A 13,305-nucleotide genomic window follows, 5' to 3' on the forward strand; every position below is an offset into this window, starting at 1 on the left:
CGAAAAGGAATAGTCATGAAATTTCGAAAAATTTACACAATTCGAAATTGGATGAGTGTTGTCTTTTCTATAAAAGTGAATTATGAAATTGGTTCAATTATAGTTGGAAAAGGCTTAACGTCTCCTTTTATTATTTTATTTTTTAGCGAACTTTAAAGCCTTTTACATATAATATAATTCGTTATTTTAAGACAAGAAGAAGTTTTCTTTGAAAAAAATGATTGTACTCATAATTTTTTCATGTTAATATTTGCGTGCAGTAATTCTGCAAGACGAGAGAGGCGAGTTTTACTTTGCCAAACTTATTGCTGTTGGAAACAACAGATTTGAAGTAGTAAAGGGGCTTCGCGCCCATTGAAGAGATAACAAGAAGTTATCGACTCAAATTTTTTATAAGGTAATGACTTGGATAGTTAGTCTAACATTATGCTTGTGAAAACGATTAGTAAGAGTGGTAAAAGTATGCCTACTAAATAGACTCTAACGTTCTACCGGTAAACGCGATTTTGTTTTTTTATGTGATTTTAGAAAAAAACAAGAAGACAATGATGGAGAAATCGAATGAACTCAAGTAATAGATAACTATTGCTTGGGTTCTTTTTTTGTACCCAAGCATCCGAAATAAAAGGAGGGGAGAAGATAACGTGTATACAGAAAAACAAGAAAGAATGCCAATTGTGGAAGCTTTACTGGCTCTAAAAAAGCAGCGTTTAGTCCCTTTTGATGTGCCTGGACATAAACGAGGAAAAGGTAGTATTGCTTTAACCAATTTTTTAGGTGAAAAAGCGTTGTCACTAGACGCAAATTCGATGAAGCTACTTGATAATTTAAGTCACCCAGTTTCTGTCATTAAAGAAGCCGAAAAAATTGCAGCGGAAGCCTTTGGTGCAAAACATGCTTTTTTTATGGTCAATGGCACGACGGGGGCGGTTCAAAATATGATCTATGCCACGCTTAAAGCAGGCGAGAAAATTCTATTGCCAAGAAATGTTCATAAAAGTGTGATTAATGCACTAGTTATGTGTGGTGGAGTACCAGTTTATATTGAGACACCGTTACATTTAGAGTTAGAAATTTCAACCGGCATGCCTTTAAGTAAAGTCAAAGAAGCAATCTTAGCTAATCCAGAGGCAAAAGCCATTTTAATTAATAATCCGACTTATTATGGAATTTGTTCAGATTTGCGTAACATTACGGAGCTCGCTCATCAACATGGCATGAAAGTTCTTGTGGATGAAGCGCACGGAGCACACTTGTATTTTGGTGAAGGATTACCAATGAATGCGATGAATGCTCAAGCAGATATGGCTGCGGTGAGCATGCATAAATCGGGTGGTTCATTGACCCAAAGCTCATTTTTACTTTGTAACGAAGGGGTTGACCCAGAATATGTTCGTCAAATAATTAATTTAACCCAAACAACCAGTGCAAGTTATTTATTAATGTCGAGTCTGGACTTGGCTCGTCACAATCTAGCTAAAAATGGCAAAGTAATTTTTGAGCAAGTCAAAAATCTCGCACAATATGCACGTGATGAAATCAATGAAATTGGTGATTATTATGCTTATTCAACAGAAGTGATTAACCGAGAGGCCATTTATGATTTTGACGTCACAAAATTGTGCGTAAAAACAACGGATTTAGGATTAACTGGTAGTGAAGTTTACGACTTGTTACGCGATGAATACAATATTCAAATTGAATTTGGCGACACCGCCAATATTTTGGCTTATGTTTCTGTTGGCGATCGACCCCATGATATTGAGCGGTTAGTCGGGGCTTTATCTGAAATTCGTCGTCGCTTTAAACGGGATAAAAAAGGCTTACTGGTCTTTGATATTGCAAAAACCGAAGTGAAGATCTCACCAAGAGAAGCTTTTTTTGCGCATCATGAAAGTCGCTCGTTAGTTGAAAGTGCAGGTTATATCTCAGCGGAAATGGTGATGTGCTATCCACCAGGCATTCCAATTGTTGCTCCGGGCGAACTGATTACGAATGAAGTGGTCGAGCATATTGTTTATGCACAGGAAAAAGGTTGCCTCGTTATGGGAACCGAAGATACAACCTTACAGACGATTAAAGTCGTGAAAGGAGCAAAATAATGGACTTGTGGTTTTCAGAGTATCACCAAGAAGGGGTAAAGTTATCAATTAATGTCGATCGCGAAGTTTTTAGCTGCCAAAGCGAGTATCATCACATTGCATTATTTGATTCAAAGGAGTTTGGACGTATTTTGACTTTAGATGGAGAATTAATTAATACGGAAAAAGATGAGTTTTTTTATAGTGAAATGATGGTCCATGTGCCGCTAGCGGTTCAACCATTGATTCGGAATGTTTTAGTCATTGGTGGCTGTGATGGTGGGGTATTACGTGAGTTAGAAAAATACGAATCCATTGAAACCATTGATGTGGTAGAACTTGACGAAAAAGTTATCCAAGTTTGTCAAAAGTATTTTCCTAAAAACCAAGAGACTTTTTCTGATAAACGCGTTCGTTTGCATTTTCAAGACGGGTTGAAATTTGTTCGCGGAAAAGAAGCAGCGTATGATTTGATTATTGTCGATACGGCGAATCCATTTGGCATTAATGAGAGTCTTTTTACGCGTGAATTTTATGGAAATTGTTACAAAGCGTTACGTGAAGAAGGGACGTTAATTAGCCAGCATGCCAATGGCTTTTATGAAGAAGACGAAGAAGCTTTTCGTCATATTCGTCATCGCTTAATTTCGGTCTTTCCAATTAATAAAATTTATATGAGCAGTGTACCAAGTTACGCAGCGGGTTATTTATTGTTTGGGTATTCAGCAAAAAAAGCGAATCCAGAAACGGATATTCAAGTTGCCCAATGGGAAGCGCAGAAAATTCATACCCGTTACTATAATCCAGAGATTCACCGTGGCGCGTTTTATTTACCAAATTATATTAAGGAGCTAATATAGATGCAAACGAATGTTGAGACTTTTATTGGTTGTACGGCTTCTTTTGCAGAAGCTAAAACAGTCTTGTTTGGGGCACCATATGATTCAACTACTTCTTATCGACCGGGTACTCGGTTTGCTAGTCGAGCGATTCGCGGGGAATCTTTTGGTCTAGAAACCTATAGTCCTTATCAAGACAAAGATTTAGAAGAAATACAGGTCTTTGATTCTGGTGATTTGGAATTGTCATTTGGGCGGGTCGACTTAGCTTTAGCGGATATAAAAGCTCATACAGCAGAAATTTTAGCTGCTAAAAAACGACCTTTTATGATTGGTGGCGAACATTTAGTCACGTTAGGAGCGTTTGACGCCGTGCTTGAAGCTTATCCCGATGTTCATGTGATTCAACTGGATGCACATACCGATTTAAGACAAGCATATTTAGGCGCAGAATTATCTCACGCAACGGTGATTCGTCGAATTTGGGATCAAATTGGTGATCAGCGGATTTTTCAATTTGGTATTCGTTCTGGAGAAAGAGCGGAGTTCCAGTTTGCTAAAAACCATACTTATTTACAAAAATTTAACTTTAATGGCCTAACAGAAGTCATTGAACAACTGAAAGACAAACCGGTTTATTTAACCATTGATTTAGACGTCCTTGATCCTTCTGCTTTTCCAGGAACAGGGACACCTGAAGCAGGCGGTGTATCATTTGAAACGTTACTCGAGGCAATCTTAGACTTCGCCAAATTAAATATTGTAGGCTTAGATGTCAATGAATTGTCGCCGCCTTACGATTTAAGTGGGGCATCGACCGCTTTAGCTTGTAAAATTATTCGTGAATTATTATTAGCAATCAATTAGGAGTGTGGAAAAATGGCAAAAGCATTAATTATTGGTGCAGGTGGGGTTGCAAGTGTTGCTGTGCACAAATGTGTCCAAAATAAAGAAGTATTCAAAGAGATTTGTATTGCTTCAAGAACAAAACAAAAATGTGACGATTTAAAAGAAAAACTAGACGGCCAAGGTTGTGAAATTTCAACCGCCCAAGTTGATGCCGATAATGTCGAAGCGTTAATTGCTTTAATTGAAGACTTCAAACCGGATATCGTGATGAATTTAGCTTTACCTTATCAAGATTTAACTATTATGGATGCTTGTTTAGCAACAAAAACCCATTATTTAGATACGGCAAATTATGAACCAGAAGATACGGCCAAGTTTGAATACAAATGGCAATGGGAATATCGCCAAAAGTTTGAAGAAGCAGGAATTACCGCCATTTTAGGTTCTGGTTTTGACCCGGGGGTGACGGGTGTTTTTTCTGCTTATGCCCAAAAACATTATTTTGATGAAATTCACTACATTGACATCCTCGATTGTAACGGTGGCGATCATGGGTATCCATTTGCAACCAATTTTAACCCTGAAATCAACATTCGCGAAGTTTCAGCGAATGGTCGTTACTGGAAAGAAGGCCAGTGGATTGAAACGGCTCCAATGGCCATAAAAAAAGTCTATGATTTTGCCGAAGTCGGTCAAAAAGAGATGTACTTGTTATATCACGAGGAGTTAGAGTCACTAGCTTTAAATATCAAAGGGATTAAACAAATTCGTTTCTTTATGACTTTTGGCCAAAGTTATTTAACGCATCTAAAATGCTTAGAAAATGTGGGGATGACCTCAATTGAGCCAATTTTATTTGAAGGGAAAGAAATTATTCCTTTACAATTTTTAAAAGCCGTTTTACCAGATCCGGCTTCTTTAGGGCCACGAACAAAAGGAAAAACCAATATTGGTTGTATCTATCGTGGGAAAAAAGATGGCAAAGACGTAACCTATTATGTCTATAATATTTGTGACCATGAAGCATGTTACCGTGAAGTCGGGTCTCAAGCCGTTTCTTATACAACTGGAGTCCCCGCGATGATTGGGGCGATGATGGTTGTCAATGGTCTGTGGAATAAACCAGGCGTTTATAACGTTGAAGAAATGGATCCAGATCCATTTATGAAAGCATTGAACCAATGGGGCTTACCGTGGGTGGAAGATTTTAATCCTGTCTTGGTGGCAGAATAATGATATCAGAAATCTTGTGGGACATTGAAAAAGTGCAGACACCGGCTTTTGTGATTGAAGAAAACTTATTGCGAAAAAACCTTGAGCAATTAGTTAAAGTCAAAGAAGCAACGGGGTGTAAAATTTTATTAGCGCAAAAAGCTTTTTCGATGTTTTACTTTTACCCATTGATGGCCAAATATTTAGATGGTACTACCGCAAGTGGGATTTATGAAGCGCGCTTAGGCTATGAACATTTTGGCAAAGAGACGCATGTGTTTTCACCGGCTTATCGGTCAGAGGAATTAACGGAATTGTTACCAATTTGTGATCATCTGATTTTCAATTCTTTTAGTCAGTGGCAATATTATAAAAAAGAAGCGCTAGCCAGTGGAAAATCATTTGGCCTAAGAATTAATCCAGAGTGTTCGACACAAGAAGGCCATGATTTATATGATCCTTGCTCGCCAGGATCACGGCTAGGTATTGTTTTAAGTGATTTCGTGGGTCAAGATTTAACGGGAATTGAAGGTTTGCATTTTCATACTTTGTGTGAACAAAATGCCGATGATTTAGCAGTTACATTAAAAGTAGTCGAGGAAAAATTTGGTTCGTATCTACACCAGATGAAGTGGTTGAATTTTGGTGGTGGCCATCATATCACACGTTCAGATTATGATTTGGGCACTTTAATTGACTGTATTCAATATATAAAGCGCACCTATAACTTAGAAGTCTATCTAGAACCAGGTGAGGCTGTGGCGCTAAATGCCGGTTATTTAGTCGCGCAAGTCTTAGACATTACGCAAAACTATGGCATAACCAATGCGATTTTAGATACGTCTGCAACTTGTCATATGCCCGATGTTTTAGAGATGCCTTATCGCCCAGAAATAATGGGGAGTGGTCGAGCGCAGGAGAAAGCTTTTACTTATCGTTTCGGAGGACCAACATGTTTAGCCGGGGATATCATTGGCGATTATTCTTTTGACACACCATTACAAATTGGCGATAAAGTTATTTTTTGTGACATGGCCATTTACTCTTTTGTTAAAACGAATACCTTCAATGGGATGCCGCTTGCAAAATTAATGGCCGTGGATGCAAATCATCAATTAAAAATAGTTAAATCGTTTCATTATGAAGATTTTAAAAGCCGATTGTCATAAAAAAGGTTAGAGTTAGAATAAAATTCATAAAAAATAAATATTTTATAAAACAACACGCAAAAAAATGTTCAAGCGTTATTTTGCGTGTTGTTGCTTTGGTTCTCTAAATTGTAACGCTTTCTTTTTTGCCCCTAAGAAAAGACAGATGCTCAAAATGCGCCGATTATTCTTTGCCAAAATCACATTTTGCATTGTACTTAAAAGTAGAAGCCTGTTAAAATTATCCATAAATGAAAATAAGGGGTGATTTTAATATGAAAGAAGTCGTTATTAGTAGTCAGATGAATGGTATCAGTATTGATCGTTCAACTCGAACCGTTGAATACAATATGATAAAACACTGGCATCCTGAATGTGAAATTCAATATTTTTTCCAAGGAAAGCGTCATTTTTTTATTGATCAACAACATTATGCTGTAAAAGAGGGGAGTTTTATCTTGATTGACTCCAATCAAGTGCATAATACTTATTCAGATAAAGAGTTGTTTCATGATCGTCTAGTTTTTCATTTTGATAAAAAGATTTTTGAAGCAACGGCAACTAGTTTGGGAATTGATTTAGAATTGTTTTTAAAGGAACACTGTGGCGTCGTTCAAATCCCTCACGCGGATCGTGCATTTGTTGAGGATTGCTTGATTGCATTAGCAAGTGAAATTGAACAAAAACAAATTGCCTATCAAGCAGTGGTCCAATTAAATTTTTTTGAGCTAATTATCTATCTCACTCGATTAAAAATCAGTGGGGCGATGCATTCATTGCCAACTGAAGTCGAAGGAGAAATAAATGATTTTGTCAATGAAGTCCAACACTATATTCGTGATAACTATGCAACGGTTGGTTCTTTAGAAGAAATTGCAAAGGTATTTTACCTAGATAAATCCTATTTAAGTCGTATTTTTAAAAAATGTACCGGCTATACGATTACAGAATTTACAAACATTCAAAGAATTCAACAAGCGCAACGATTGTTAGAAGACTCTAAAATGACTGTTGCACAAGTAGCGAGTCACATAGGATATGAAAACGTTACCTATTTTAACCGAGTATTCAAAAAATATGTTGAAACGTCACCACTTCAGTATCGAAAAAAACAAATTGCTTACAAAAAAAGTTTACGTGAAAAAAATAACAACTAATGCCAAAATTAAATAAAAACTTTGTTGAATAAAGCTATCCTCTATAAATGAGATAGCTTTTTTATTTTTTATTAAAGTGAAAAATAAAAAGAAAAAAGTTGTTTGTTCATTAGAAGAGATAAAATAAAACGTTGTCGTAACAAGTTTTATTCATTTTTTTTACAAAAAAAATGGATGGCATGCGTGTTTTTTTAGTTAAAGTTAAAAAAAGTCAATATAGTTCAAAAATAGTAATTTTTGTCTACTTGGTTGTGCAAGTTCTTTGATTGCGTTGACCATCAAAAACATTGATGTATATTAGTGGTAAGCGGATACATATTTCGTGTAAATCATTTATTTATGATAAAAGTTTAGGAGGACGAAAAGATGAAAAGAAAAAACTTGAACAAATTATTAGCTAGTGGGTTAATGGTTACGACGTTGTTAGTTGGTTGTAGTTCTGGCACGAAATCAGATGCTTCTTCTGGTGATGATGTGAGCAATGAAGTAGTAGAATCAAGTGAAATCACAAAAGAAGAGGTGACAATTAAGTTCTCTTGGTGGGGAGCGGATAATCGTCATGAAGCGATGAAAGAAGTCGCAAAACTATATGAAAAAGCTAATCCAAATGTAACGGTTGATATTGAATATGGTGCTTGGGATGGCTGGCAAACGAAAATTTTAACTCAGCTTTCAGGTAAAACCGAAGCAGATGTCATGCAAGTAAACTATAACTGGTTGTTTTCTTACGGCCGAGGTAAAAATGTCTTTTATAATTTGGATGAAGTGAAAAACTTTATTGATTTATCAAATTGGGATGAAAATTATTTAAAAGCGATGCAAGTTAGCGGTGAACAAGCAGCCGTTCCTCATGGAATGACGGGTCGTGTAAACTTAATGAATTCTAAATTATTTACAGAAAACGACCTAGAATTACCCGTTACTTATACTGATTTAATCGAAGCTGGAAAAGTAATTTCAAAAGACAATACGGCTACTGGAGCAGAAAATAAATATGCTTTTACAAACATGGGAGAAGTATCTAAAGATTTATTTATCGCTCAAATGTTGTTTAACAAAACCGGTAAAGTGATGCAAACCGATGGGCAAGTTAATTATTCTGTTGAAGAGGTTGAAGAAGTTTTAAGTCAGTACAAAGCTTTTGAAGATGCAGGCGTGATGCCGACATTTGCTCAAGACCCATCCATTGAAAATGAGTCAAATCCTGAGTGGGTTAATGGCCGTACAGGTGGTATTTATGAATGGGCAAATTCACTAGGAAAATGGGTAAGTTCTTACCAAAGTGGCCAAGCAAGTGATGATTTAACAGTTGGCGCTTACTTCAACGAAACGGCGAATGAAAAACCAAATGTATATGTGAAGCCAAACTTTGGTTATGCTGTTTCACGTAATAGTAAAAATCCAGAAGTTGCGGCGGATTTTATCAACTTCATGTTCACAAATGAAGAGGCAGTAAAAGCTGCTGGGGATACATTGGGCGTTTCAAGTAACAAAGTGACTTATGATTTCCAAGAAAAACTTGCTCTAATTGACGGTTCTGTAAAACAAGGCTATGAAGTATTAGCTGAATATGACCAAACAGTAATGGACCCATATTTTGAAGACGAAAACGTAAGAAATGAACGTTATACTGCAATTGAAGCTTTCCGCTCAGGAAAATCAACTGCTGCAGAAGCTGCAAAAGATTATGTAGAAAAACAACAAAATGCATTAGATAAATATTATAAAGACTAATAATTAGCGGCAAGGTTGTAACGTAAGTATAAAATGTGGCAAAATACACCAAAAGACGATTCGATTGCAAAAATCTTTCTGAGTTTTTAGCAGTAAAGAACAATTTTTTGTAAATCTACTTACTGTAATTTTGGTTATTTTACAAACAAAGAAGCTTATGTTACAACCCTGTTTTTCTTATACAAAATGAAAAAAGGGGGAACAGAACCTTATGAAAAAAAAGCAACATAATTATCTGATCTATTTAATGCTATTACCATGGACGATTGGCTTTTTAGTTTTTAAAGTTTATCCAATCATCGCTTCTTTTATCTATAGTTTACAAGAATATCCCATTTTAGGTGATCCAGAGTTTGTAGGTTTACAAAACTATATTGAAATATTTACAAAAGATGATACCTTTCGTGCCTCTTTAGTTGCGACGTTAAAATACGTTTTGATTGGCACGCCTGCTGTTGTGACAGTTTCTTTCATTGTAGCGGCTATTTTGAACTTTAAATTAAAAGGGGTAAATTTCTTCCGAACCGCTTATTATATTCCATCTATTTTAGGAGGGAACGTCGCTGTTTCAATCTTATGGACGATGTTATTTGATGTAAATGGCCCGGTAAATGGTTTTTTAAGCGTCTTTCACTTAGGAGGAGACGTCGCGATTAATTGGACAAAAGATCCAACGTTTGCCATTTTTACACTAATAATTTTAAAAACGTGGCAATTTGGGTCGACAATGCTTATTTTCTTATCTGCTTTACAAGGTGTTTCAAAATCAGTATATGAAGCAGCTGAAATGGATGGCGCAAGCAAAGTTCGACAATTGTTTAGTATTACGATTCCAATTATCACTCCTGTTATTTTGTTTAATGCCATTAACGTTTTGGTAAAAGCTTTCCAAGAATTTAACTCTGCTTATTTAATTACAAAGGGTGGACCCAATAAATCAACCTATTTCTTGAATTTATACATTTATGAACAAGCATTTCAAAATGGGAACTATGGTTATGCCAGTGCGTTAACTTGGATTTTATTAGCACTTGTGGGTGTGTTTACGATTATTATTTTTAAATCGTCGGACCACTGGGTTTACTATAACGATTAGGAGGTTAAGAGATGGAAATGAGTAAATCGCAGCGTAAAATCAATGAGTTGATTCGTTACGCGTTATTAATTATTGTCGGGATTATTTTATTGTATCCATTATTTTGGATGGTTGGTTCTTCTTTTAAACAAAATCAAGATATTTTTGGTACGCTTAATATTTTCCCGCCATCAGATCGTATTGTAACAACGAATTTTAAAGAAGCTTGGCAAATTACGAAAGAGCATAATATTCTTTATTATTTTGGCAACACTTTAAAATTTTTAATTCCCAAAACAATTTTTACCGTTTTATCTTGTTTAATTACAGCGTATGTGATTGCGCGTAAATCTTTTAAAGGGAAAAAATTTGTCTTTAGTGCAGTAATTGTCACGTTATTAATGCCAGAACTAGCTTTTCGAATTCCTTTATATTTACTGTATCGTGAAATGGGATTGTTAGATACTTTTGCTAGTTTATATATTACGGATATTTTTGCTTCATCTTCCTTTTTTGTCTTTATGATTATTCAGTTTATGCGTACCATTCCACGTGAACTAGATGAAGCCGCCGTGATGGATGGTTGCAATGATTTGCAAATTCTATTTAAAATTATTGTTCCAGTCATTAAACCGATTTTAATCACAGTGGCGCTCCTTTGCTTTATGTGGGGAATGAATGATTTCCAAGGTCCGCTTATTTTCTTAAATAGTCCAGATAAAACCGTTCTTTCAGTTGTACTAAAACAACAACTTGATGGGGAAGCGATGGTTAATTATGGTCGCGTCTTTGCGGCTTCTTGTCTTGGATTATTACCGATGATTGCGTTATTCTTCTCTGGTTCACGCTATTTTGTGGATGGGGTTGCGAGCACAGGTGGAAAAGAATAGGGATAAAATACGTGGAAGGAGAAATGCAAAGATGATCTTTTTAATGAAGCGAGCAATTGCGCAAGTGATTGATTTTTTTCTGGGAATATTGTTACTATTTCTAACTTTTGGTTTTTTATTACCTTGGATGCAACCAGTTATTTCAAACAATTGGCTACGAACAATTTTAGGGATGACAATCGTTAGCAGTTTGTATTTCTTACTTCAATACCCTTTTATGCAAAATGGTCAAACGATTGGCAAAGGATTTTATCGTTTGAAGATTATTTCAACCGATGAAATCCGTAAAGATATTTCAGTAGCTGTTATTTTTCAAAGAGAGATTTTGTGTAAATTAATGAGCTGTTACTTTATTTGTCTACCTTTATTGGCTGGTAAAGCTGGTGGGCATGAAGAAGCAACGCACACGAAAGTAATTCAAATTTAAGTAAAACGATTGATAGAAAACAAAGAAGTAAAGCGTTCGCTTGCCTTTTATAGAAGGAGAAAAAATGGAAAAAATTAAAGTTTTTTTTGATGATTTACTAAATCAATCAACTCCTGACAAACCAGTCTGGAATCAAGAAGCGATTTTAGAAAATAAACCACCTGCTTGGAGTTACATTGATGGTTGTATGTTAATTGCTGTTTTAGAGATGTATCAGAGTACGAAAGAAGAAAAATATTTTGAGTTTTTAAAAAGCTTTATTGATTTTTACGTGAATGAAAAAGGTGAAATTTTAGGGTATTCTTTAGACGCGATGAATTCAGATTCAATCAATGAAGGCAAAGTTTTATTTGTTTTATATGAGCAAACAAAAGATGAAAGGTATAAAAAAGCGATGGATTGTTTGTATGCTCAAATAAAAAAGCAACCGAGGACGCCATCAGGTAGTTTTTGGCATAAAAAAATCTATCCAAATCAAATTTGGTTAGACGGTTTATACATGGTGCAGCCGTTTTACTTAGAATATGAGCGAAACTTTAATGCGAATCAGAATTTACCAGATATCATGCAACAATTTTACAATGTGAGTCAAAAAATGAAAGATCCCAAAACAGGTTTATACTACCATGGTTATGATGAGACGCGTAAAGCTTTTTGGGCAAATTCAGATACGGGTTGTAGTGAAAATTTTTGGACGCGTTCGCTAGGTTGGTATGCAATGGCTCTAATTGATACAATTAGTCTTTTAAAAGATGATTATCCAAAAGAAAAAGAAACGTTGGTCATTGATTTAACAGCGTTACTTGAAGCATTATTTGTTAATGAAGAAGCGGACTCAAAACTTTTTTATCAAGTAACCAATCAAGGAGCTAAAGAAGGTAATTATCTTGAAACGAGTGGTTCAAGCGCGATTGCTTACACTTTAATGAAGGGTGCGCGCTTAGGCGTATTGCCAGAAAACTTTTATTATAAGGGAGAAGAAATATTAAAAAATATTGTAGAGCAAAAACTTTTTTGTCATGATGGAAAATATAGATTAAAAGATATTTGCTTAGTTGCTGGTTTAGGTGGCATGCCAGGAAAAGGCCATTATAAACAGCGAGATGGCTCTTACGAATATTATATTTCAGAACCAATTGTGGAAAATGATGCAAAAGGAATTGGACCACTCGTTTATGCCTACACAGAATATTTAAAATCACAAAACTAAAAGAAGGACTTGATGACAAAAACATCAAGTTCTTCTTTTAATTTTGTATTGTGTGGTTAGAAAATAATGAATCAATTTCTTCTTGAATCCAGTCGCTTCATATAAAATATTTGACTCAGAGGCATCGGTGAAAAAAATGAACGCTGAAAATGTTACTTTATTATTGCAATTTTATTTATACTCCGCTAATATACTTACTATTGGTAATTATCTTAGGTAATTTATGAAAGGAGCGGGTTCAATGAGTAATCAACTATCAGAAGATTATATTACAGCTTGTATGGCAGCGAAACAGACTATTCAATTTTTACCAAATCCACCAGTTGGGTTGCAGCGTCGCCATGTTTATTTAATTAAAATTTGTCATGATTTGTCACAAAAGTTAAATGAAGTTCGAGTCAGTGATATTGCAGAGACCGTTAATGTTACGATGCCTAGCATTACTAGAGATATTAAAGTCTTAGAAGAAAATGGTTATTTAGTAAAAGAAGAAAATAGTGAAGATAAACGAGTCGTTAATCTTCAATTAACGCCAAAAGGAATCGAGCTTTATCAAAATCTGATTTATGATTTTCATAAAAAAAATAGCGAGTTGCTGAAAGAAATTCCTGAAGAAGAGATTAAAACGACCATTCAGACAATCATTAAAATCTACAATTTAATGGAGCAAGAATATCTTTGAA

General features: G+C 35.3%; 12 protein-coding genes. All 12 read left to right on the forward strand.

Annotated features, from left to right (window positions below):
* The first annotated feature begins 668 nt into the window (after positions 1-668).
* The 12 genes from JOD14_RS07125 to JOD14_RS07180 all read left to right on the forward strand — a co-directional run bounded on the left by JOD14_RS07125 (position 669) and on the right by JOD14_RS07180 (position 13,304).
* Positions 669-2,102, forward strand: a complete 1,434-nt coding sequence (locus JOD14_RS07125) for an aminotransferase class I/II-fold pyridoxal phosphate-dependent enzyme (protein WP_204654199.1) — start codon at positions 669-671, stop codon at positions 2,100-2,102.
* Positions 2,102-2,941: a polyamine aminopropyltransferase gene (gene speE / locus JOD14_RS07130; protein WP_204654151.1), complete on the forward strand. Its 840-nt coding sequence runs from the start codon at positions 2,102-2,104 to the stop codon at positions 2,939-2,941. The genes JOD14_RS07125 and speE overlap by 1 nt, the downstream gene beginning before the upstream one ends.
* The gene (speB, locus tag JOD14_RS07135) at positions 2,942-3,787 is read left to right on the forward strand and encodes an agmatinase (RefSeq protein WP_204654152.1); all 846 of its coding nucleotides are present in this window, start codon (positions 2,942-2,944) and stop codon (positions 3,785-3,787) included.
* A gap of 12 nt (positions 3,788-3,799) precedes the next feature.
* The gene (locus JOD14_RS07140) at positions 3,800-5,002 is read left to right on the forward strand and encodes a saccharopine dehydrogenase family protein (protein ID WP_204654153.1); all 1,203 of its coding nucleotides are present in this window, start codon (positions 3,800-3,802) and stop codon (positions 5,000-5,002) included.
* The gene (nspC, locus tag JOD14_RS07145) at positions 5,002-6,150 is read left to right on the forward strand and encodes a carboxynorspermidine decarboxylase (protein WP_204654154.1); all 1,149 of its coding nucleotides are present in this window, start codon (positions 5,002-5,004) and stop codon (positions 6,148-6,150) included. Before JOD14_RS07140 ends, nspC begins: the two co-directional genes overlap by 1 nt.
* 254 nt (positions 6,151-6,404) lie before the next feature.
* Positions 6,405-7,286, forward strand: coding sequence for a helix-turn-helix domain-containing protein (locus JOD14_RS07150; protein WP_204654155.1), 882 nt, complete (start codon positions 6,405-6,407; stop codon positions 7,284-7,286).
* A 366-nt stretch (positions 7,287-7,652) separates the two neighbouring features.
* On the forward strand, positions 7,653-9,020 hold the full coding sequence (locus JOD14_RS07155; RefSeq protein ID WP_204654156.1) for an ABC transporter substrate-binding protein: 1,368 nt from the start codon (positions 7,653-7,655) through the stop codon (positions 9,018-9,020).
* A 211-nt stretch (positions 9,021-9,231) separates the two neighbouring features.
* Positions 9,232-10,116 carry a carbohydrate ABC transporter permease gene (locus JOD14_RS07160; protein WP_204654157.1) on the forward strand — a complete coding sequence of 295 codons (885 nt, stop codon included), beginning with the start codon at positions 9,232-9,234 and terminating at the stop codon, positions 10,114-10,116.
* 11 nt (positions 10,117-10,127) lie between these two features.
* Positions 10,128-10,985, forward strand: a complete 858-nt coding sequence (locus tag JOD14_RS07165) for a carbohydrate ABC transporter permease (protein ID WP_204654158.1) — start codon at positions 10,128-10,130, stop codon at positions 10,983-10,985.
* Positions 10,986-11,016: 31 nt separating this feature from the next.
* Complete coding sequence (locus tag JOD14_RS07170) at positions 11,017-11,412, forward strand: RDD family protein (RefSeq protein WP_204654159.1); 396 nt, start codon at positions 11,017-11,019, stop codon at positions 11,410-11,412.
* 64 nt (positions 11,413-11,476) lie between these two features.
* On the forward strand, positions 11,477-12,622 hold the full coding sequence (locus tag JOD14_RS07175) for a glycoside hydrolase family 88/105 protein (RefSeq protein ID WP_204654160.1): 1,146 nt from the start codon (positions 11,477-11,479) through the stop codon (positions 12,620-12,622).
* A gap of 241 nt (positions 12,623-12,863) precedes the next feature.
* Entirely contained in the window at positions 12,864-13,304 is a 441-nt protein-coding gene (locus JOD14_RS07180) for a MarR family winged helix-turn-helix transcriptional regulator (RefSeq protein ID WP_204654161.1), read from the forward strand.
* Position 13,305 lies beyond the last annotated feature (1 nt).

Source organism: Enterococcus lemanii (assembly GCF_016909125.1).
GTDB lineage: Bacteria > Bacillota > Bacilli > Lactobacillales > Enterococcaceae > Enterococcus_I > Enterococcus_I lemanii.